The sequence below is a fragment of the Xanthomonas sp. WHRI 7065 genome (assembly GCF_040203115.2).
In the GTDB taxonomy this organism is placed as follows: domain Bacteria; phylum Pseudomonadota; class Gammaproteobacteria; order Xanthomonadales; family Xanthomonadaceae; genus Xanthomonas; species Xanthomonas arboricola.
Map to the genome: position 1 here is coordinate 4,586,114 of NZ_CP168194.1, position 19,370 is coordinate 4,605,483.

20 protein-coding genes are annotated in these 19,370 nt (G+C 67.3%); 13 read left to right on the plus strand and 7 right to left on the minus strand.

The features are described 5' to 3' along the window. Positions 1 to 19 precede the first annotated feature (19 nt). The 6 genes from ABQY64_RS19100 (at position 20) to ABQY64_RS19125 (ending at position 4,811) form a co-directional block, all read left to right on the plus strand. Positions 20 to 382 carry a hypothetical protein gene (locus ABQY64_RS19100; protein WP_006450942.1) on the plus strand — a complete coding sequence of 121 codons (363 nt, stop codon included), beginning with the start codon at positions 20 to 22 and terminating at the stop codon, positions 380 to 382. Between the two features lie 3 nt (positions 383 to 385). Beyond that, on the plus strand, positions 386 to 874 hold the full coding sequence (locus ABQY64_RS19105) for a hypothetical protein (protein WP_024939695.1): 489 nt from the start codon (positions 386 to 388) through the stop codon (positions 872 to 874). Beyond that, entirely contained in the window at positions 871 to 1,254 is a 384-nt protein-coding gene (locus ABQY64_RS19110) for a hypothetical protein (protein ID WP_024939694.1), read from the plus strand. The genes ABQY64_RS19105 and ABQY64_RS19110 overlap by 4 nt, the downstream gene beginning before the upstream one ends. 184 nt (positions 1,255 to 1,438) lie before the next feature. Next, positions 1,439 to 2,545, plus strand: coding sequence for an AI-2E family transporter (locus ABQY64_RS19115; RefSeq protein ID WP_026064355.1), 1,107 nt, complete (start codon positions 1,439 to 1,441; stop codon positions 2,543 to 2,545). A gap of 114 nt (positions 2,546 to 2,659) precedes the next feature. Beyond that, positions 2,660 to 3,397, plus strand: coding sequence for an HAD family hydrolase (locus tag ABQY64_RS19120; protein WP_047129991.1), 738 nt, complete (start codon positions 2,660 to 2,662; stop codon positions 3,395 to 3,397). A 43-nt stretch (positions 3,398 to 3,440) separates the two neighbouring features. Further along, complete coding sequence (locus tag ABQY64_RS19125; protein WP_349780559.1) at positions 3,441 to 4,811, plus strand: leucyl aminopeptidase family protein; 1,371 nt, start codon at positions 3,441 to 3,443, stop codon at positions 4,809 to 4,811. A gap of 65 nt (positions 4,812 to 4,876) precedes the next feature. Here the strand turns inward: ABQY64_RS19125 and ABQY64_RS19130 are convergent, their stop codons facing one another. Then, the gene (locus ABQY64_RS19130; protein ID WP_349780560.1) at positions 4,877 to 5,632 is read right to left on the minus strand and encodes an anti-sigma factor; all 756 of its coding nucleotides are present in this window, start codon (positions 5,630 to 5,632) and stop codon (positions 4,877 to 4,879) included. Beyond that, positions 5,629 to 6,144 carry an RNA polymerase sigma factor gene (locus tag ABQY64_RS19135; protein ID WP_184458431.1) on the minus strand — a complete coding sequence of 172 codons (516 nt, stop codon included), beginning with the start codon at positions 6,142 to 6,144 and terminating at the stop codon, positions 5,629 to 5,631. The genes ABQY64_RS19130 and ABQY64_RS19135 overlap by 4 nt, the downstream gene beginning before the upstream one ends. Positions 6,145 to 6,306: 162 nt before the next feature. On the opposite strand from ABQY64_RS19135, the gene ABQY64_RS19140 reads away from it, so the two are divergent. Together ABQY64_RS19140 and ABQY64_RS19145 are read left to right on the plus strand one after the other, a co-directional pair. Continuing rightward, a complete protein-coding gene (locus ABQY64_RS19140; RefSeq protein WP_026064354.1) occupies positions 6,307 to 7,404 on the plus strand; it encodes a catalase family peroxidase in 1,098 nt (365 codons plus the stop codon). Continuing rightward, on the plus strand, positions 7,401 to 7,943 hold the full coding sequence (locus ABQY64_RS19145) for a cytochrome b (RefSeq protein ID WP_349780561.1): 543 nt from the start codon (positions 7,401 to 7,403) through the stop codon (positions 7,941 to 7,943). The genes ABQY64_RS19140 and ABQY64_RS19145 overlap by 4 nt, the downstream gene beginning before the upstream one ends. Before the next feature lie 100 nt (positions 7,944 to 8,043). Here the strand turns inward: ABQY64_RS19145 and ABQY64_RS19150 are convergent, their stop codons facing one another. The 3 genes from ABQY64_RS19150 to ABQY64_RS19160 form a co-directional block, all read right to left on the minus strand. Continuing rightward, complete coding sequence (locus tag ABQY64_RS19150) at positions 8,044 to 8,832, minus strand: ThuA domain-containing protein (protein ID WP_047127546.1); 789 nt, start codon at positions 8,830 to 8,832, stop codon at positions 8,044 to 8,046. Between the two features lie 169 nt (positions 8,833 to 9,001). Continuing rightward, on the minus strand, positions 9,002 to 9,604 hold the full coding sequence (locus tag ABQY64_RS19155) for a response regulator transcription factor (RefSeq protein WP_016902640.1): 603 nt from the start codon (positions 9,602 to 9,604) through the stop codon (positions 9,002 to 9,004). A 91-nt stretch (positions 9,605 to 9,695) separates the two neighbouring features. Continuing rightward, positions 9,696 to 10,883, minus strand: a complete 1,188-nt coding sequence (locus tag ABQY64_RS19160; protein ID WP_047130565.1) for a sensor histidine kinase — start codon at positions 10,881 to 10,883, stop codon at positions 9,696 to 9,698. A 291-nt stretch (positions 10,884 to 11,174) separates the two neighbouring features. On the opposite strand from ABQY64_RS19160, the gene ABQY64_RS19165 reads away from it, so the two are divergent. From ABQY64_RS19165 to ABQY64_RS19185, 5 genes are all read left to right on the plus strand, one after another. Further along, a complete protein-coding gene (locus ABQY64_RS19165; protein WP_349780562.1) occupies positions 11,175 to 12,419 on the plus strand; it encodes an efflux RND transporter periplasmic adaptor subunit in 1,245 nt (414 codons plus the stop codon). 390 nt (positions 12,420 to 12,809) lie between these two features. Beyond that, complete coding sequence (locus ABQY64_RS19170; RefSeq protein ID WP_024939051.1) at positions 12,810 to 13,499, plus strand: ABC transporter ATP-binding protein; 690 nt, start codon at positions 12,810 to 12,812, stop codon at positions 13,497 to 13,499. Between the two features lie 12 nt (positions 13,500 to 13,511). Then, entirely contained in the window at positions 13,512 to 14,672 is a 1,161-nt protein-coding gene (locus tag ABQY64_RS19175) for an ABC transporter permease (RefSeq protein ID WP_039815009.1), read from the plus strand. Positions 14,673 to 14,679: 7 nt separating this feature from the next. Continuing rightward, a complete protein-coding gene (locus ABQY64_RS19180) occupies positions 14,680 to 16,005 on the plus strand; it encodes an ABC transporter permease (RefSeq protein ID WP_374151319.1) in 1,326 nt (441 codons plus the stop codon). A gap of 188 nt (positions 16,006 to 16,193) precedes the next feature. After that, positions 16,194 to 17,309 (plus strand): alpha/beta fold hydrolase, encoded by a 1,116-nt coding sequence (locus ABQY64_RS19185; RefSeq protein WP_167706220.1) that lies wholly within the window; start codon positions 16,194 to 16,196, stop codon positions 17,307 to 17,309. Between the two features lie 242 nt (positions 17,310 to 17,551). On the opposite strand, the gene rarD is transcribed toward ABQY64_RS19185, so the two are convergent. Both rarD and yedA read right to left on the minus strand, forming a co-directional pair. Further along, the gene (rarD, locus tag ABQY64_RS19190) at positions 17,552 to 18,463 is read right to left on the minus strand and encodes an EamA family transporter RarD (protein ID WP_047127551.1); all 912 of its coding nucleotides are present in this window, start codon (positions 18,461 to 18,463) and stop codon (positions 17,552 to 17,554) included. Next, positions 18,460 to 19,356 (minus strand): drug/metabolite exporter YedA, encoded by an 897-nt coding sequence (gene yedA / locus ABQY64_RS19195; RefSeq protein WP_024939056.1) that lies wholly within the window; start codon positions 19,354 to 19,356, stop codon positions 18,460 to 18,462. The genes rarD and yedA overlap by 4 nt, the downstream gene beginning before the upstream one ends. Positions 19,357 to 19,370 lie beyond the last annotated feature (14 nt).

The following is a 19,370-nucleotide window of genomic DNA, read 5'->3' on the forward strand; positions in this document are numbered from 1 at the left end:
TGACCGAAGGAGATATCGCATGAGCCCCACCAATACCGACCAGCTGAAAGAAAATCTGAGCGAAGCCAGCACCCACCTGAAGTCTGCCGCCAGCGCCGCAGGCGAAGCCGTCAAGGGCGCCACCAGTGCTGCAGGCGATGAGCTCAAGCTCGGTCGCGCCAACGTCAAGGCTGAGCTCTCCGATACAGCATTGGCCGGCATGGCTGCTGCCGAGTTCGGCGGCGCCGCTGCCAAGGAACAGCTCGACGTGCTGGTCAGCAAGGGCAACGACCTGCTGGAAAGCGCCACCGATCTGATTCGTGAGCGCCCGCTGGCTGCGTTCGGCGTTGCGTTTGCGACCGGCTGGATCATTGCCAAGCTGGCACGCAGCAACGACAACTAAGTCGTGAGCGACCAGGCCTCTACAGCTGCCGCCTCCGACGCGCCCAACGCGCGGCCGGAAACGCCAGGACTGGACGAAAGCGTACGTGCGGTCGGCGCAGCCGGCCGCGCAACGCTGGGCTCGGCCAAGGACACCAGCCGCGCGTTGCGCCGGCTGGTGTCGGCCGACTTGCAACTTGCACGCAGTGCCTTCGGGCGCGGACTGGCCTGGGCATGCGTTGCCGTGGTCTTCGGCGCGTCGTCTTGGTTGTTGCTGGCGGGTGCGATCATCGCACTGCTGCAACGCGCCGGGCTATCGTGGTTCCAGGCGATGTTTTTCACCGCACTGGCCAGCTTGTTGGTCACCGGCATTGCGGCGTGGCGGGTGTTCTTCTACTTTGACCACACCGGCCTGAATGCAACACGTCGTCAGCTGGTCAAGCTGGGCATCTTCGATGACAGCAGCGACGACGACGATGCCAACGCATCGGCTGCCAATGGAGCACGCACATGAAGTTCGGCACCTTGCGTCAGCGCGTGGAACGCGCCGAATTCCTGGTGGAAGGGCGCGCCCAGGAAACACGCCTGCATTGGGGAGAATTGCGTGACACCTGGCGTGCCGGGTGGTCTCCGCTGCGAATCATGGTGGTTGGTTTCGGCCTGGGGTTTGTCACCGGCCGCAACGAACCGCAGGCGGCATTGGGCAGCATCGCCAGCAAGCTCGGCGGTATCCCGAAGATTCTGCAGATGATCAGCACGATCTCTGCGCTGTTCACCGCACACCGTGCGCAGGAAGCCTCCGAGCAGGCCGAACGTGCCGCAGACAATGCCGAAGAGGTCGCTGCCGATCCACCGGTGACGGTGGTGCAGGCGCCGATCGACCGCGCCGCGTAATGAAGCGTTCCCGAGCGTCGCTCGGGATCGCGCTGCGGGTGTTTGCCGCCCGATGCGCGGCAGAGCCCGCCACCGATGCTGTTAAGGACTGACGTTACACGCACACCCTCTGTGCGCTGCGTTGACGCGTTCGGCTGATAATGGCCCACCGCTGGCAGCACGCCAGTCTGCTGCCAGGGCGCGCATGACTCTTCCCGTCGATTCTATGGATGCTGCCGTTGCGGCAGATTCGCTCCCGCCGCCACCGGCGCCGCGCCCACGTGCGCCGGTCTCGCTGGTGGTGCTGGCCACGCTTGCGGTGGGTTATACGCTGTGGGCTGCACAGACGATCATCCTGCCGGTGATGCTGGCAGCCTTCTTTGCCTTGATCGGCAACCCCATCCTGCGCGGTCTGCGCAAGCTGTATATCCCGCGCTTCCTCGGCGCCTTGATGGTGTTGTGCCTGGGTCTGGCCGGTACCGTGACACTGGCCGCGCAGCTGGCCGGGCCGGCCGCCGAATGGGTACAGCAGGCGCCCCGGCAGATGCGCCAGATCGCCCGCGACGTGCGCGATTTCACCAAGCCGGTGATGCAGGCCAACCAGGCCGCGGAAAACTTTGCACGCGCGGCCGGCGGCGATGGCCAGCGCAGCGTGCAGATCGTGCGCACGCAGATGGACGACCCCTACAAGGCGCTGGTGCGCACGCCGAAGCTGGCCGCCTCGGTGCTTGCGGTGGTGTTGCTGACGTTCTTCTTCATGGTCTATGGCGAAAGCCTGCAACGGCATGCGATCGCCTTGCTGCCCAATCGACAGCAGCAACGCTTCACCACCGAAATCATGCTGGACATCGAGCGCGAGGTCTCGCGCTACGTGCTCACCATCAGCGTGATCAATACGCTGGTCGGGCTGGTCTTCGCCGGCATTCTGTATGTGCTCAAGATTCCGCTGCCCGAAGCGCTGCTGTGGGGCACGGTGGTGGCGCTGCTCAACTTCGCGCCGTATGTGGGCCCGTTGATCGGCGTGATGCTGATGCTGTTGATGGGCTTTGTGGAATTCCGCACCACCTTGTCGGCGATGCTGCCGGCGATCCTGTACCTGGCGCTGCACACCATCGAGGGCCAGGTGGTCACGCCGATCGTGCTCGGCCGCCGCATGGCGATCTCGCCGCTGATGCTGATCCTGGCGCTGATGTTGTTCGGCTGGCTATGGGGCATGGTCGGTTTGCTGCTGGCGGTACCGCTGCTGGTCTGCATCAAGATGGTGCTGAGCCGGGTGGAGGGAATGCAGCGTTGGGCACGGTTGTTGGAGTAGCCGGGAATCGGGAATCGGGAATCGGGAGTTGGGAATCGGGAATCGCAAGAGCAGTGGCTGCGCTCTACCCATTCTCGATTCCCGACTCCCCATTCCCGGCACTACAATCTCGCGATGAGCTTCCAAATCAGCGCCATCACCCTCGACCTCGACGATACGTTGTGGCCCTTTGCGCCGATCGGGGCGCGGATCGACCAGGTGTTGTACGACTGGATGCGCGAGCACAGCCCGGTCACCGCCGAGCGGTTTCCGGTGGAGGCGATGCGCGAACTGCGCGAGCGCAGCTTTGCCGACAACCCGCACCTGCATCATGACCTCAGCGCGCTGCGGCGGTTGACGCTGGAAATGGCGCTGCGCGAGAGCGGCGGCGACCTGGCCTTGCTGGAGCCTGCGTACGAAGTCTTCTATGCCGCGCGCAATCAGGTGGAGTGCTACCCGGATGCACTGGACGCGCTGGCGCGTATCGCCGCGCATGTGCCAGTGGCCGCGCTCAGCAATGGCAATGCCGATCTGCAACGCATCGGGCTGATGCATCACTTCGCGTTTCAGCTGGGCTCGCGCGAGCACGGCAGCGCCAAGCCGGATCCGAGCATCTTCCTGGCCGCATGCGCGCGGCTGGAGGTGCCGCCAGCGCAGGTGCTGCATGTGGGCGACCACGTGCGCATGGACGTGCTGGGCGCGCTGGATGCCGGGCTGCGCGCCTGCTGGATCAACCGTGATGGAGCGCAGTGGTCGCACCCGACCCAGCAACCGGATCTGGAGTTCGACTCCATGACCGGGCTGGCCGACTGGCTGGACGCGCAGCAGCCGCACCCCGACCCCGCACACGCCGGCATCCGCCTTCCCGCCTGAGCCACTTTTTGCTCGGCGCATGGCGCCGCCTCCGAGGATTTCCATGTCGCAGCTCACCGGTTTCATCGATCCCAACGCCGCAGCCTTGCCGCTGCATGTGCTCGACCGCGAAGGCTTTGCACGTTGGTGCGCCGAGCAGCCCACGCACGTGCTGTCGTGGGCACAGGCGCAACGGTTCGATGCCGCGCCGGGCAGCGTGCTGTTGCTGCCGGGCGAACAGGGGCTGGCCGGCGCGGTGCTGGGCATCGGCGACCGCGCCGATGCCTACGCCTACGCGCATGCACCGATGGCGCTGCCGCCGGCCAGCCGCTGGACGCTGGCCAACACGCTGAGCGAGAGCGAACAGGCGCTGCTGCATCTGGGTTGGGGCCTGGGTGCGTACCGCTTCTCACGCTACCGCAAGGTGCCGCGCGCACCGGCCGAACTGGCCGCCACGCCGACACCGCAGACGCGCGCCTTGATCGAGGCCTGCATCCGCGTGCGCGACTGGGTCAACACGCCGACAGAGGACATGGGCCCGCAGCATCTGGAAGAGGCCACGCGCGCACTGGCGCAAACGCATGGCGCCCAGGTCGATGCCATCGTCGGCGAGCAATTGCTGGCGCAGAGCTTCCCCACCATCCACGCGGTCGGGCGCGCCTCGCACCGGGCACCGCGGCTGATCCAGCTGCAATGGGGCGATGCGGCGCATCCGCATCTGGTGCTGGTCGGCAAGGGCGTGTGCTTCGACACCGGCGGGCTGGATCTGAAGCCGGCCGATGGCATGCGCAACATGAAGAAGGATATGGGCGGCGCGGCGCATGCCTTGGCGCTGGCCGGCCTGGTGATGGCGCAGCAGTTGCCGGTGCGACTGACCCTGTTGATTGCCGCGGTGGAAAACGCCGTCGGCCCGGATGCGTTCCGCCCCGGCGAAGTCATCACCACCCGCGCCGGCGTCACGGTGGAAGTGGACAACACCGATGCCGAAGGCCGCCTGGTGCTGTGCGATGCGCTGAGCTACGCCACCGAGCAGCGCCCCGATCTGATCCTGGATTTCGCAACGCTCACCGGTGCCGCACGCATCGCCTTGGGGCCGGACCTGCCCGCGCTGTTCGCCAACGACGATGCGCTGGCGCAGGCCTGGCTGCGTGCCGGCGAGCAGACCCGCGACCCGGTATGGCGCATGCCGCTATGGCGCCCGTATCTGCGTTACCTCAACAGCCACGTCGCCGACATGGCCAACGCCGGCTCGCGCATGGCCGGCGCGGTCACCGCCGCGCTGTACCTGGAGCGCTTTGTCGCGCCGGGCCAGCTATGGGCCCATCTGGACGTGTACGCCTGGAACGACAGCGACCGCCCCGGCCGCCCGGCGGGCGGCGAGGCGCTGGCGCTGCGCTCGGCCTTTGCGATGCTCCAGCAACGCTACGGCGGCTGAGCTCGCAGAGCTCGCCGCGCACGCAGCGCGCGCGGGCCATCAGCACGCAGCTTGAGTCGCGCCGGTCATCCCTGGCTGCGCAGCAACGGCGCGATCGTGCGCATGCGTGTCTGCGTCGCCGGGCCGACCAGCGCAAACGCGGTCTCGCCTTCGGCCCAGTACTGCGCCAGTAGACGGCCATCGCGCCGTTCGCCGGTGGGCATCGGACCGCTGCGCGGACGCAGATACAGGCCGATACGCGCGCCGTCGGCATCGCTGTAGACCAGCATCGCTGCCGCGCCTTCCGGTGTGGAAAGCAGCTGCCCGCCGCGCAGCACATAGCCCTGCGTACGCAGATCCGGCACCACACCGGCGTTGCCGAAATGCGTGCGCAACCACGGCTCCAACTCCGCGCGGCGCCGCACGTCCAACATAACGCCCGGATGCGCGTCGACATCGGCAAACAGGCGGTATGCGGCCACTGCATCAGCCATCGGCACGCGCTGAATGGCGAGCCGGCTCTCGCGCAACTGCCAGCCCAGCCCGGTGCCCAGGCCCAGCGCCAGCACGCAACTGGCGGCCATGGCCACCAGGGTCCGGCGGCGTTGCTGCAGGCCACGGCGAATCGCTGCAGGCGTCAGCGCCAGCGTGGCCATCTCCGGCTCCAGGCCGGCGTGCGCGGCGCGCAGCGCTTCGGCATCGCGTTTCCAGCCCGCCACGCGCGCGGCCTGCGCCGGGTGCGCCTGCAACCAGGCGGCCACCGCTGCGCGTTGCGCCGGCTCCAGCCGGCCATCGACATAGGCGTGCAGTGCGTGTTCGTCAGGCGGCGGCGTGCTGGTCATTTCAGGATCCTCAATGCAGGTGCGTGGTTCACATGCCCCTCGTTCAATGCACGCAGGCGTTCGCGCGCACGCGACAGCCGCGACATCACCGTGCCGATCGGGATGCCGAGGGTGTCGGCCACCTCGCGGTAGCTGAAACCCTCCACGCTGACCAAGAGCAGCAAGGCGCGCTGTTCCGGCGGCAGCAACGCCAGGCTGGCCAGCATGGCGCGGCCGTCGTGCACCTGCTCGGCCGATGCGGACTGGCTGGGCTGCTGCGGTGCGAACAGGCCCACCACGCGCTGCCAGCGCGCGGCGCGGCGCTGCCCGTCCAGAAACTGCCGGTACAGGATGGCGAACAGCCACGGCTGCAGGGCCTCGGCGGTATGGCGGGTGCGCCAACGCCGCAGCGCACGTTCCAGCGTGGCCTGCACCAGGTCGTCGGCGCTGGCGGGCTCGCCGCTCAGCGAGCGCGCGAAGCGACGCAGCGCCGGCAGCACGGCACGCAGTTGGTCATCGTCCAGAGCATCCATCGGCAGGTTTGGTGGTGGCATCACACAGTAGACGCGCTGGAGCGTGGACTATTCCCACGTTCGATGCGCGTGCCACAACGCCTGGGCGATCACGGGAATAAGTCGGCCTGCACGTCGTCTCACTGCACCGACCACTCACCGCACCGACCCCTGGAGCCAGCCATGACCTTGCCACCTCCTTCCCCACCGCCACAGCATGGACGCGTCCGCGTGGCGCCATTGCTGGGGATCGCCGCGATTGCCGGCGGCCTGGCGGTTGCGTTCGCCTGGACCGCCGGCTGGATCGGTGGCGACCGGCTCACCGCCGCGCGCATGACCGACACCATCGAGGCCAGCGGGCCGCCGCATCCGGGCTTTCGCCGCGCGCATACCAAGGGCGTGTGTGTGAGCGGGGACTTCAAGGCCAGCGGCAAGGCCACCTGGCTGTCGTCGGCACGCATCTTCAGCCAGGCCAGCACGCCGGTGCTCGGGCGCCTGTCGATCGGCGGCGGCGACCCGCATGGCGCCGATGGTGCGGCACGCGTACGCAGCATGGCATTGCTGTTGCGCAGCGACGACGGGCAGGAATGGCGCACCGCGATGAACAGTTTCCCGTTCTTCGTGGTGGCCACGCCGGCCGGTTTCCAGGCATTGAATGTGGCATCCCGGCCGGACCCGGCCACCGGCAAGCCCGACCCGGCCAAGCTGGCCGCGTTCGGCAAGCAGTATCCGGAAGCAGCCAAGTTCCAGCAGTGGGCCAAGACCGCACCGTGGTCCAACAGCTGGGCCAACACGCAATACAACGGGGTGAATGCGTTCCGCGCGATTGCCGCCGATGGACGCGAGCGCTACATCCGCTGGTCGATGCGTCCGCATACCCCGTTCCAGGAACTCAGCGCCGAGCAGCGCGCGCAGGCCGATGGCGATTTTCTCGCCACCGATCTGGACACGCGCCTGGCGCAGGGACCGCTGCGTTGGGACCTGGTGCTGACCGTGGCCGAGCCGGGCGATGCGGTGGACGATCCCTCGCAGCCATGGCCGGAAAGCCGCAAGCAGATCGTCGCCGGCACGGTGTCGATCGATCATGCCGAGCCGCAGGCCACCGGCCCGTGCCGCGACCTGAATTACGACCCGCTGATCCTGCCCAAGGGCATTGCCGGATCGAACGACCCGATCCTGGCGGCGCGCTCGTCGGTGTATTCGCAATCGTTCAACCGGCGCGAGCATGAGATCGCCAATGGCACAGGCAGCGCCGCCACCGGCCAGGGAGCACACCAATGAGCAGCCATACCCACTTCAATCTGCCCGCACGCGTGCTGCATTGGTTGATGGCCGCGATGATCCTGACCATGCTGTTCGTCGGCGTGGGCATGGTGGCCTCGGTGACGCAGCGGCCGTGGTTGATCGATCTGCATCGCCCCTTGGGCATCGCGATCCTGATCCTTGCGGTGCTGCGCCTGATCAATCGCCTGCGCAACCGCCCGCCGCCGCTGCCGGTCGACCTGCCGGCCTGGCAGAAGGCCGCGGCGACCGCTTCGCACTGGTTGTTGTATGCGCTGATGCTGGGCATGCCGTTGATCGGCTGGGCGATGCTGTCGGCCGGCGCTTATCCGATCGTGCTGTGGCCGGGCGCGAACCTGCCGGCGATCGCGCCGCATGATCCTGCGCTGTACGCCTGGTTGCGGAGCGCGCATGGCTGGTTGGCGTACCTGTTGTTCGCCACCGTGCTGGGGCATCTGAGCGCGGCGCTGTTCCATGCCTGGGTCCGCCGGGATGGCGTGTTTTCCAGCATGGCGCGTGGCGAGCGGTCTGCGCGTTGATGGATGGCTGCGGGTACGGGCGAAGCATCGGGTTGACCGCCATCTGGAGTGGCGTTGCCGCGCACCCTCACCCCTCTCCCGGCGGGAGAGGGGCTAGGATTTAACGCTGGCGTTTTGTCTTGGCCGCTGGCGCGGATGCTTCGATGCCCTTGCCGGTGGCGGCCCAATAAATCCCGCCGTACAGATGCTCCAGGTAGCGTGGGTCGTTGTAGGCCTCGGCCAGGTGGCCGAGCGCGGTGGCGAACACGCGGCCGCCTTCGAAGTGGTGGTACCAGGCCACCGGGTGCTGTTTGCCCATGCCCTTGGCGACCTGGCCCGGCCAGATCAGCGTGGGGTCGTAGCTGGTTTCGTCCACCGTCATCAGCGTGACCAGGTCATCGCTGTACGGCGGATCGTATTCGTACCATTCGTCGGTCCACACCCAGCGCGCGGGCAGGCCGGCAGTGGCCGGGAAGTTGGCGTCCACCACGTCGACCATTGCGGTCTGCATGTATGGATGGGTGCGGAACGAGCGGCCGATCAGATGGTCGTACCACTCCCAGTCGCCGCGCTTGATCGCAAAGGCCTTGTGCACCGCCACCACGCCGCCGCCGTTGCGCACGTAGGTCTGAAAGTTTGCACGCTGCGTGGGATCCAGATCGGTGGCCGGCGTATTGAGCAGCACGATCGCCGCGTATTGCGATAGATCGCCATCGAAGGCCTTGGCATTCCACGCCCACACCAACTCGACATAATGCTTGCGCGCCATCGCTTCGAACTGCGGCTTGGCGACCGGGATATAGTCGTGGTGATACTGGTTGGGAATCGCCGCCACCAGGATCTTGAACTGCTCGGCAGACGCGTTGAATGCGCACACCATCAGCAGGCCCAACAGCCACAGGGATTTCATGCCGTTCGCTCGCAGGGATCGTTCTGGCCCGGCAGTGTACCCGCGCCTGCGCGGCATGCATTTCGCATTATTTGGAATAGCGGCAGGCAGCAATGCACAACGGATACGCGGCGCAGCATGCCATCCAGTGCTGCGCTCACTGACAGCGCAACGCGTCTGCGTCACTGCGTCACAGCCAGCCTTTCTGCCGCGCGAGCCGATACGCTTCGATGCGATTGGCCACGCCCAGCTTGCCGATGCATTCGGACAGGTAATTGCGCACCGTGCCATGCGACAACTGCAATTGCTGCGCGATCTCGCTGGCCGAGCGGCCTTCGCCGGCCAGCCGCAACACCGTGCGCTCGCGTTCGCTCAAGGGATCGGCTTCGACCCAGGCGTCCAGCGCCAGTTGCGGGTCGATCACCCGCCCGCCACGCTGCACCTGACGCAGGGCGCCGACCAGTTGTTCGGCCGGCGCGTCCTTGAGCAGATACGCCGCCACACCGGCATCCAGCGCGCGGCGTAGGAATCCCGGGCGGGCGAAGGTGGTGACGATCATCACCCGCAGCGGCAGCGCCTGGCGCTGGATGCGCTGGGCCAGCTCTAAACCGGTCAGGCCGGGCATTTCGATATCGGTGATCAGCACGTCCGGCTGCAGCCGTTGCAGCTCGCGCCAGGCAGTTTCGCCATCGCCTGCGCTGCCGACCACCTCGATATCGTCTTCCAGCCCAAGCAAGGCGACCAACGCGCCACGCAGCAGCGCCTGGTCTTCGGCCAACAACACCCGGATCATCGCGCGCGCTCATATGCAGACAACGGTGGAGCACGATAGCAGCGCTTGGGCCCGCCGTGCATTGCGTGCAATGCAGTGGACGTGTGCGCGATCAGCGCGACGGTGGCAGCAGCGGCACCGGCACTGGCGGCTGCGCGGTCGCCAGCGTGGGCTGCGGCAACGGCACGCTGGCGCGCAGGCGCATGCCGCGCGGCAGTGCTTCCACCTCCAGCGCGCCGCCCAGGCCGTGCAGGCGCGTGCGCATGCCGTCCAGACCATTGCCGGGCACGATCACTCCGCCACGCCCGTCGTCGCTGATATCCAGCACCGCCTGCTCGCCCTGCGCGCGCAGGCTCACGCGCATACGCCTGGCCTGCGCATGCCGTTGCACATTGGTGGCCGCTTCGCGCACCACCAGTGCCAATGCAGTTTCGTGTTCGGGCGGCAATGCCAGCGTTTCCAGTGCGTGTTCCAGCACGATGCCGTCCATCTCCAGCAGTACCCGCGCCGACGCCAGCTCGGCCACCAGCCCGGCGGCGCGAATGCCGGTGACCGCGCGCCGCACCTGCGCCAGGGCATCGCGCGAAATCTGCGCCACCGCATCGATCTCGCTGCGCGCGGCCTGCGGATCGCGCGCGATCAGGCGAGCGGCAAGATCAGACTTGAGCGCCACCAGCGACAAGGTGTGGCCGAGCAGATCGTGCAGGTCGCGGCCGATGCGTTCGCGCTCGGCGGTGGCGGCCAGCCGGCGCACTTCGTCCTGCGACAAGCGCAGCAACGCGTCCTTGCGTTCGTTGATGCTGTACACCGCACCGACACCGGCCATGCCCAGCACCGATACCGGCAGCCACACCAGCGATTGCAGGCGCATTCCCAGCCAGTGCGCCCAGCCCAGGTAGAGCACGTTCATCACCACCAGCATCGCGAAGTGCCGCCATAAGGCCTGCCGGGTGGACGGGGGCAGACTCAGGCAGGCGAAGACGAAATAGCTGATCCCCGAGGGATACACCGGCAGCAACGCGGCACTGAGCACACCCATCGCCCAGGCATAGCGATACAGGGTGCCGCGCGGCGCCAGCAACATGCGCGCGTACAACAGCAGGAAGACCGGATACGACAGCAGGGTGCACAGCAGCCAGGTGCTGTCGTACCCCCGCGAGGAAAACACCGGCACCACGAACACCCAGCTCGACCACAGCAGATGCACGCCATCCATCCACGGCGACTGGCCCTGCGCCAGCCGCGCGGCAACCTGCGAATTGGCAGCGGGGCGAAGCCAGGCGGGAAGCGACACGCGCATCGGGGTGGGTCCATGTGGGTGATCGGATTCTGCCACTGCCGGGCCCGACCGGGCGCCCGATGCTGCAGCCTCGCCCATCCTGGAAAGCGCGGCCAGTTGCCGCTGTCATGCACGGCAGGTGACAGCTGTCACTGGTGAATGCCGCCGCTGCGGTCGCATGCTGCGCAGCACCTGGCAGCAGCGTTGGTCGCGCTACCGTTCGTCGCCGCAATTGCATTGGTGACTTCCGGCAGCTTGCGGCGCCGCCCGCGGCCGGTCACATTTTCGCGCAGCATCCCGTCCTGGTCCTCGATGAATACTTCTGCCGATCTGCTCAAGCAACTCCGCATCGACCGCCAGCGTCCTGCCGCCCCCGAACCTGCACGGCGCGGCGGCTGGATCGTCGCCGCCGTGATCGTCATCGTGCTGCTGGCGGCCGCGGCGTGGTGGTTCACCCGCCGCCCGGTGGCGAAGGTGCAGACCGCAGCGGTGGTGGCGATCAGCGCCGGCAGCAGCAGTGCCTCGGTGCTGGACGCATCGGGCTACGTGGTGGCGCGGCGCATGGCCACGGTGTCGGCACAGGTCACCGGCAAGGTGCGCGAGGTGATGATCGAAGAAGGCATGCGCGTCGAACAAGGCCAGGTGATGGCCACGCTGGACCCGCTGGATGCCGATGCGCAGCGCACGCTGTCGGCATCGCAGCTGTCGGCCGCACGTAGCCAGGTCGACAACATGCAGGCGCAACTGGCAGTGGCCAATGCCGATGCGGCGCGGTTGCAATCGCTGGTCGGTGCGCAACTGGTGTCGCGCTCGCAGTACGAGCAGGCCACCGCACAGCGCGACGCCTTGCGCGCACAGCTGCAGAATGCGCAACGCAACGTGCGCGTGGCATCGGACCAGCTGGCGATCTCGGCAATCCGCTCGGACTTCAACGTGGTGCGTGCGCCGTTTGCCGGCGTGGTCACCGCCAAGGCCGCGCAGCCCGGCGAAATCGTTTCGCCGCTGTCGGCCGGCGGCGGCTTCACCCGCACCGGCATCGGCACCATCGTGGACATGGAATCGCTGGAGATCGAAGTGGAAGTGGGCGAGTCCTATATCGGCCGCGTGCAGCCGAAGATGCCGGTGGAAGCGGTGCTCAACGCGTACCCGGAATGGAAGATTCCCGGCGAGGTGATCGCCATCATTCCCACCGCCGACCGCGGCAAGGCCACGGTGAAGGTGCGCGTGGCGCTCAAGCTCAAGGATCCGCGCATCGTGCCGGAAATGGGCGTGCGGGTGAGCTTCCTGGAGCGGGCGAATACGCAGGAGGCCAGCAAGCCGCAGGGCGTGCGCGTGCCGGCTGCGGCACTAGTCGAACGCGACACGCGCACGGTCGCGTTCGTGGTCGGCGAGCGCAACACCGTCGCCATGAAGACGGTCACTCCCGGGATGGTGATGGGCGAGGACCGCCAGGTGGTGTCGGGTTTGAGTGCGGGCGACAGCGTGGTGCTGGATCCGCCGCAAGGCCTGAAAGACGGCGACACGGTGGCCGAAGCCGACGCGGCCGCTGCCGAGTAACTGCGCCGGTAACTGCATTCACCAGCTGGGCAGCGACGCCGCTCCGGGGAGCGCGGCGCCCACGGTGGCAGCAGTGGTTGATGCGGTCGTGGCACCTGGATGGCGCTGCGATCGCGCAAGGTAATGCAAGCACTTAGCAACGATCACAGCGGCGTTGGTGATCCACAGCCAGCGGCGTCATCGGTCAGTACAGACCTAGCCGCCTGCTTGTCGCCGCCATGCGTCGTCGCGCACGTCACCCAGCAGTTGCGTCTGTCGTCATCCAGCCTCGTACCGTCTTGCCGCCTCACCGTCACCGCATCGCCGTGTTGCCGTGTTGCGGCTTCATGCAATCGCGGTCGCCATGCCACATCGCGCTTACCTCTTTCCATTGCACCGTCAGGAGTCGCCATGACCGCTCTCGTCAGCTTGCGCAACATCACCAAGACCTACCAACGCGGCCCCGAGCAGGTGCAGGTGCTGCACGGCATCGACCTGGAGATCGCCAGCGGCGACTTCGTCGCATTGATGGGGCCGTCCGGCTCGGGCAAGACCACCTTGCTCAATCTGATCGGCGGGCTGGACAACCCCAGCGGTGGCGAGATCGAGATCCAGGGCGAGCGCATCGACCGCATGAGCGGTGGCCAGCTGGCGACCTGGCGCAGTCACCACGTCGGCTTCGTGTTCCAGTTCTACAACCTGATGCCGATGCTCACCGCGCAAAAGAATGTGGAGCTGCCGTTGCTGCTCACCGCGCTCAATGCCGCGCAGCGCAAGCGCAATGCGGAAATCGCCCTGACCCTGGTCGGCCTGCAGGAACGCCGCAACCACAAGCCCAGCGAACTGTCCGGCGGCCAGCAGCAGCGCGTGGCGATTGCACGCGCGATCGTGTCTGACCCCACCTTCCTGATCTGCGACGAACCCACCGGCGATCTGGACCGCCATAACGCCGAGGAGATCCTGCGCCTGCTGCAGGAACTCAATCGCGAACACGGCAAGACCATCGTGATGGTGACCCACGACCCCAAGGCCGCCGAGTACGCCACCCATACCATCCATCTGGACAAGGGCGAGCTGGCCGATGCGCCGCTCGTGCTCTAAGGGAGTGCTGCCATGAAGTATCTCTGGCTGGTGTGGGCGCAGTTGTTCCGCAGCAAGACCCGCACCTTGTTGACCTTGCTGTCGGTGGTGGCGGCGTTCCTGCTGTTCGGCATGCTCGATTCGGTGCGCGTGGCCTTCACTTCCGGTGGCAGCGTCAGCGGCGTGAACCGCCTGGTGGTGGCCTCGCGCCTGTCGATCACCCAATCGCTACCGATCAGCCTGGAGCCGCAGATCCGCAGCGTGCCGGGCGTGCGCGATGTGACCTCGGCGATGTGGTTCGGCGGCATCTACCGCGACCCGAAGAATTTCTTCCCGAACTTTTCGGTGGCGCCCAATTTCTTCGACGTCTACAGCGAGTACGAGCTGCCCAGGGAGCAGCTCAAGGCGTTCCAGACCACGCGCACCGGCGCCATCGTCGGCGAGACCCTGGCCAAGGCCAATGGCTGGAAGATCGGCGACACCATTCCGCTGCAGGCCACCATCTTCCCGCGCGGCGGCAGCAACGACTGGCCGCTGCAACTGGTCGGCATCTTCCGCATGAAGGACCGCGCAGTGGCGGCCAACCAAGAACGCCAGTTGATGATGAACTGGAAATACTTCGACGAGTCCAACGACTACATCAAGAGCAAGGTCAGCTGGTACACGGTGACGTTGCGCAGTGCCGACCAGGCCTCGCGTGTGGCGCAGGCGATCGACGCGTTGTCGGCCAACTCCGATCATGAAACCAAGTCGCAGACCGAATCGGCGTTCCAGCAGGCCTTCATCAAACAGTTCGCCGATATCGGCCTGATCGTCACCTCGATCATGGCCGCGGTGTTCTTCACCTTGCTGCTGCTGACCGGCAACACCATGGCGCAGGCGGTGCGCGAGCGCATACCGGAGCTGGCCACGCTCAAGACGCTGGGCTTTCAGGACCGCACCGTGTTGAGTCTGGTGATGGTGGAGTCGGTGCTGTTGATCGGCCTGGGCGGGTTGATCGGCATGGGTCTGGCATCGCTGGTGATCCCGCTGGTGGCCGCACGCAGCGGCGGGGTGATGCCGGTGCAGGGCGTGCCGCTGCAGACCTGGTTGGTCGGGCTGGGCCTGATGGCCGGCATCGGCATCGTGGTGGGTGTGCTGCCGGCGCGACGCGCGCAGCGCTTGAAGATCGTTGATGCCCTCGCCGGCCGCTGACAGGAGCATGCAGATGCAAACCCAATGGAAGAACCGTCTGGTCAATCTGCTGTCGGTCGTGTCGCTGGCCGTCGGGTTGGCCGTGTGGATCGCGCTGCCGTGGATCGGCGTGCTGGTCCTCGCCGCCTTGCTGGCGGTGTGGCTGGTTGTCACGCGCAGCGGCCGGCTGTCGTTGGCCGCCGCACGTATCGGCATTGCCACGCTGCCGCAACGCTGGGGTGCCAGCTCGGTGATCGTGGTCGGCATCGCCGGTGTGGTCGGCGTGCTGGTGGCGATGCTGGCGATGGGCCAGGGGTTTCAGGCCACGCTCAACAGCACCGGCGACGACACCACCGCGATTGTTCTGCGCGGCGGCTCGCAGGCCGAAACCAATTCGGTGATCACCCGCGACCTGGTGCCGCTGATCGGCAGCCTGCCCGGCATCGCCGCCGATGCCAGGGGCCGCCCGCTGCTGTCACCGGAGCTCTCGCAGGTGGTCAACATCGCCTCCAGATCCGATGGCACCGACGTCAACGCGCAACTGCGTGGCGTGGGCGAACAGGCCTGGGCGGTGCACGACAAGGTCAGGCTGGTGCAGGGCCGGCGCTTCACCCCCGGCCTGCGCGAGATCGTGGTCGGCAAGGGCGCGTTGACTCAGTTCCGCGGACTGCAGCTGGGCAAGACGCTCACCCTCGGCAGCCAGCAATGGACCGTGGTCGGTGTGTTCGCCTCCGGCGATGCGCACGATTCGGAGCTGTGGACCGATGCGCAGACGCTGGCCACCACCTACAACCGCAGCGCCTACCAGTCGATCAGCGTTCGCACCACCGGCAAGGCCGGTTTCAGCCAGTTCAAGACCGCCATGGCCGCCGATCCGCGGCTCAAACTGGATGTGGAAACCACCCGTGCCTACTACGGCAAACAGGGCGGTGGCTTGAACAGGTTGATCAGCATCCTGGGCACGGTGATCGGCGCGATCATGGCGGTGGGCGCGGTGTTCGGCGCGCTCAACACCATGTATGCGGCGGTGGCCACGCGCGCGCGCGCGATCGCCACGATGCGCGCGATCGGCTTTCGTGGCACGCCGGTGATCATGGCGCTGATGCTGGAGACCATGCTGCTGGCGCTGCTGGGCGGCTTGCTCGGTGGCCTGATCGCCTGGGCCATCTTCAATGGCTACAGCGTATCCACGCTGGGCAGCAACTTCAGCCAGATCGTGTTCCAGTTCAAGGTCTCGCCGGAGCTGTTGTGGAGCGGGCTGAAATGGGCGCTGGGCATTGGCCTGGTCGGCGGGCTGTTCCCGGCCTTGCGCGCGGCGCGGTTGCCGATCACGACGGCGTTGCGTGAGGTTTAGGCGGGCCGCTGGCCCGCCCGGGAATGGGGAATCGGGATTGGGGAATGGTGACAGCCAAGGCAGAGGGAGTGCGGGTGCTGCGGCTGAACGTAGTGCGGGCTGTCATCGTTTTGTCACTGCGCTGCGGTAGATGCGCGGGTCGGGCAGGCCGTAGGCTGCCCGGCCGTTGCATCCATCGATCTTCGCTCATGACGCGCCTGATTCTGCTGGCCTGCGCCTGCCTGTGGCTGGCCGGCTGTTCCTCGTCCTCCACCTCGCTCAGCGAGCGCCTGGTCGCGCCCGGCGGCACCTCGCCATTGCTGGACGAGGAGCGCATTGCCGCCACCATCGCCACGGTGCCCAACCGCAGCGGACATGTGGTCACGCGCGATCAGGTGCCGATCTTCTGGCGCGCGATCGACCCCGGCCAGTACGCCATGCACTACCGCTATCTCGGCCAGCGCCACGATCCGGCACATGCGCTGGATGTCGATTTCAGTTTCAAGGTGCCCACCACGACCCCGCCGACGCCGCGCGGCACCGTGGTGCTGCTGCATGGCTGGATGATGGATGGCGATTCGCTGCTGCCATGGTCGCTGGAGCTGGCGCAAGCCGGCTACCGGGTGATCACCATCGACCTGCGCAACCATGGCCATTCCGGCGGTGGCCCGTCCGGGTACGGGACGCGCGAATCCGACGACGTCATCGACGTGCTCGATGCGCTGCAACCGCGTGGCGAGATCCGTGGCCCGCTGTACCTGTTCGGCATTTCCTACGGCGCCGCCACCGCACTGTTCACCGCCGACAAGCTCGGGCCGCGCGTGACCGGCGTGGTGGCGATGGAATCCTTCGCCAACGCCGGGCGCGGCATTCGCGACATGGTCCCGCACCTGCTCGCCAGCCAACCGGATGGCTGGCGTGGGCAGGCGGTGGCCGCGTATGCGCGCTGGCGCTATGCCGACCAGAACATCGATGCGGTGATCGCCGCCGCCGACCGCCAGCTGCAGCTGGACCTGGACCACGTCGATGTCACGCAGGCCTTGGCCGACACCCGTAGCTGCGTGCTGCTGGTGCATGGCGATGCCGATCAGCACATTCCGGTCGCGCATGGGCGTGCGCTAGCGCTGGCCAGCCCGCGCGCGCACTACGTCGAGCTGCCTGGCGAAACTCATCTGAGCCTGCCGCTGCGGCTGGATCTGCTGGGTGGGCCGATCGACCAGTGGCTGGCGCAGACGCAACAGGATCCAGGCCACTGCCCAGCGCCGCAGGCACTGCCGACCTCCGCGCTGGCGGTGGCGACACCGGCGTTGGCGCCGCGCGGCTGAGAGCGGCTGTCAGACGTCGCCAACGGTCGTCAGGTGGGAGCGGACCGCGCGCTACGAAACGGTGCGTAGGAATGACATGCCGATGACCGCATCTGCACCGCGGTGGGCGCAGTCGTCTGTTGCTCGCCCTGAATCCAGGCAGGAGCTGCGCAACAGCGGGCTTGTCGAAGCGCGCACCGCGCTGCTGCCCACCGCGCAACGCAGCCACTGCGCGATCGCCCGGATCGCGCAGCGACCGATGCTTAAGGCGTCACCACAACCGGCCGCCGCTGCCGCCACAGGCTATCGCCGACAAACAGCAGCAGCCCCACCCAGATCGCGGCAAATCCGATCGCGCGCCCCTGATCGAACGGCTCGTGGAAGAACCACACGCCCAGCAGCAACTGCAGGCTCGGCGCGATGTATTGCAGGATGCCCACCAGCGACAGCGGAATCCGCCGCACGCCATACGCAAACCCGATCAGCGGTACCGCGGTCAGCACGCCGCCCAAGATCAGCAGCAGATCGGTACGCAGGTCCCAGCCGCTCAGGAAGGCGCCGCCATGGCCCTGCTCGCCCCAGCCCGCCAGCAGCAGCGCCGGCACGAACAGGTACACGCTTTCCACGCCCAGCCCGGCCACCGGATCCACCGCCACCAGCTTGCGCAGCAGGCCGTAGGCACCGAACGAGAACGCCAGCCCCAGCGCAATCCATGGCGGTGCACCGGCATCGAGGGTCAGCCACAGCACGCCCACCGCCGCACACACCACCGCCACCCACTGGATGCGCTGCAGGCGTTCCTTCAGCACCAGCACGCCCAGCAACACGCTCAGCAGCGGATTGATGAAATAGCCCAGGCTGGCCTCGATCACATGCCCGGCGTTGATCGCCCAGATATACAGGCCCCAATTGAACGCGATCGCCACGCTGCTGCCGGCCAGCATCCACAGTGCGCGTGGCTGCGCGGCGATGGCGCGCCACCAGCGCAGGCCCGATGTTGCCAGCAACCACGCCACCACCAGCAGCGCGCTCCAGACGATGCGGTGCGCGATGATCTGCAGCGACGGCACCGCCTTGAGCAGATGCCAGTACAGCGGCACCAGGCCCCAGATCACGAAGGTCGATGCAGTGATCAACAGCCCGCGACGCGCCTCGGTCGGCGAGACCGCCGTCATCGCCGCGCCTTGGCCAGGGTCACCACCAGCACGCCGGACAGGATCACCGCCATCGCGCCGATGTCGTGCGCGCTGAAACGCTCATGCCCCAGCCACGCACCCAACGCCACCGCGATCACCGGGTTGACGTAGGCGTAGCTGCCGGCCAACGCCGGGCGCACGTGATGCAGCAGCCACACGTAGGCGGTAAACGCCACGATCGAGCCGAACACGCACAGGTAGGCCACGGCCAGCAGCCCCTGCGAGGTCGGCAGGCTCTGTGGGCGCTCGCCGATCAGCAGGCCGGTGCTGACCAGCAACACGCCGCCGCACAGCATCTGCCCGGCGGCAGTCATGAACGGCGACGGTAGGTCGCGTCCGCGCGACCACACCGAGCCGAAGGCCCAGCCGATCGGCGCGATCAGCAACAACACCAGCCCGCCCGGCGTGGCGGTCAGGCTGCTGCCGGCGTTGAGCCAGACCACGCCCAGAAAGCCGATCACGATGCCCAGCCATTCGCCACGGCTGGCGTGCTGCCCGCGCAAGGCGCCGAACAAGGCCATCCACAGCGGCACCGATGCCACCGAGGTGGCGGCCAGGCCGGACGACACGCTGCGCTCGGCCAGCACCACCATGCCGTTGCCCAGCAGCAACAGGGCCGCGCCCATCATCGCCACGTTCTTCCATTGCGCGCGCGTCGGCGCAGCCACCCCGCGCCAGCGCAGCACCGCATACAGCACCGTGCCGGCCACGATGAAGCGCGCCCCTGACACCATGGTCAGCGGCAGCGCGCCGCCTTCCAACGCAAAGCGGATCGCCAGATAGGTCGAGCCCCAGACCACATAGACCAGCAACAACGCGACAACGACCAAGCCGCTGCGCGCAGGCGCAACAGCATCGTGTGAAGAGGACATCGGAGATTGCCAAA

What these genes read in the sequence shown, in the direction of transcription:
- ABQY64_RS19180 (WP_374151319.1), top strand. Translation starts at nt 14,680, where the DNA reads ATGCAGATGCAAACCCAATGGAAGAACCGTCTGGTCAATCTGCTGTCG.
- ABQY64_RS19140 (WP_026064354.1), top strand. Translation starts at nt 6,307, where the DNA reads ATGACCTTGCCACCTCCTTCCCCACCGCCACAGCATGGACGCGTCCGC.
- rarD (WP_047127551.1), bottom strand. Translation starts at nt 18,463, where the DNA reads ATGACGGCGGTCTCGCCGACCGAGGCGCGTCGCGGGCTGTTGATCACT.
- ABQY64_RS19165 (WP_349780562.1), top strand. Translation starts at nt 11,175, where the DNA reads ATGAATACTTCTGCCGATCTGCTCAAGCAACTCCGCATCGACCGCCAG.
- ABQY64_RS19115 (WP_026064355.1), top strand. Translation starts at nt 1,439, where the DNA reads ATGACTCTTCCCGTCGATTCTATGGATGCTGCCGTTGCGGCAGATTCG.
- ABQY64_RS19125 (WP_349780559.1), top strand. Translation starts at nt 3,441, where the DNA reads ATGTCGCAGCTCACCGGTTTCATCGATCCCAACGCCGCAGCCTTGCCG.
- ABQY64_RS19110 (WP_024939694.1), top strand. Translation starts at nt 871, where the DNA reads ATGAAGTTCGGCACCTTGCGTCAGCGCGTGGAACGCGCCGAATTCCTG.
- ABQY64_RS19120 (WP_047129991.1), top strand. Translation starts at nt 2,660, where the DNA reads ATGAGCTTCCAAATCAGCGCCATCACCCTCGACCTCGACGATACGTTG.
- yedA (WP_024939056.1), bottom strand. Translation starts at nt 19,356, where the DNA reads ATGTCCTCTTCACACGATGCTGTTGCGCCTGCGCGCAGCGGCTTGGTC.
- ABQY64_RS19185 (WP_167706220.1), top strand. Translation starts at nt 16,194, where the DNA reads ATGACGCGCCTGATTCTGCTGGCCTGCGCCTGCCTGTGGCTGGCCGGC.
- ABQY64_RS19155 (WP_016902640.1), bottom strand. Translation starts at nt 9,604, where the DNA reads ATGATCCGGGTGTTGTTGGCCGAAGACCAGGCGCTGCTGCGTGGCGCG.
- ABQY64_RS19145 (WP_349780561.1), top strand. Translation starts at nt 7,401, where the DNA reads ATGAGCAGCCATACCCACTTCAATCTGCCCGCACGCGTGCTGCATTGG.
- ABQY64_RS19160 (WP_047130565.1), bottom strand. Translation starts at nt 10,883, where the DNA reads ATGCGCGTGTCGCTTCCCGCCTGGCTTCGCCCCGCTGCCAATTCGCAG.
- ABQY64_RS19100 (WP_006450942.1), top strand. Translation starts at nt 20, where the DNA reads ATGAGCCCCACCAATACCGACCAGCTGAAAGAAAATCTGAGCGAAGCC.
- ABQY64_RS19175 (WP_039815009.1), top strand. Translation starts at nt 13,512, where the DNA reads ATGAAGTATCTCTGGCTGGTGTGGGCGCAGTTGTTCCGCAGCAAGACC.
- ABQY64_RS19135 (WP_184458431.1), bottom strand. Translation starts at nt 6,144, where the DNA reads ATGGATGCTCTGGACGATGACCAACTGCGTGCCGTGCTGCCGGCGCTG.
- ABQY64_RS19150 (WP_047127546.1), bottom strand. Translation starts at nt 8,832, where the DNA reads ATGAAATCCCTGTGGCTGTTGGGCCTGCTGATGGTGTGCGCATTCAAC.
- ABQY64_RS19130 (WP_349780560.1), bottom strand. Translation starts at nt 5,632, where the DNA reads ATGACCAGCACGCCGCCGCCTGACGAACACGCACTGCACGCCTATGTC.
- ABQY64_RS19170 (WP_024939051.1), top strand. Translation starts at nt 12,810, where the DNA reads ATGACCGCTCTCGTCAGCTTGCGCAACATCACCAAGACCTACCAACGC.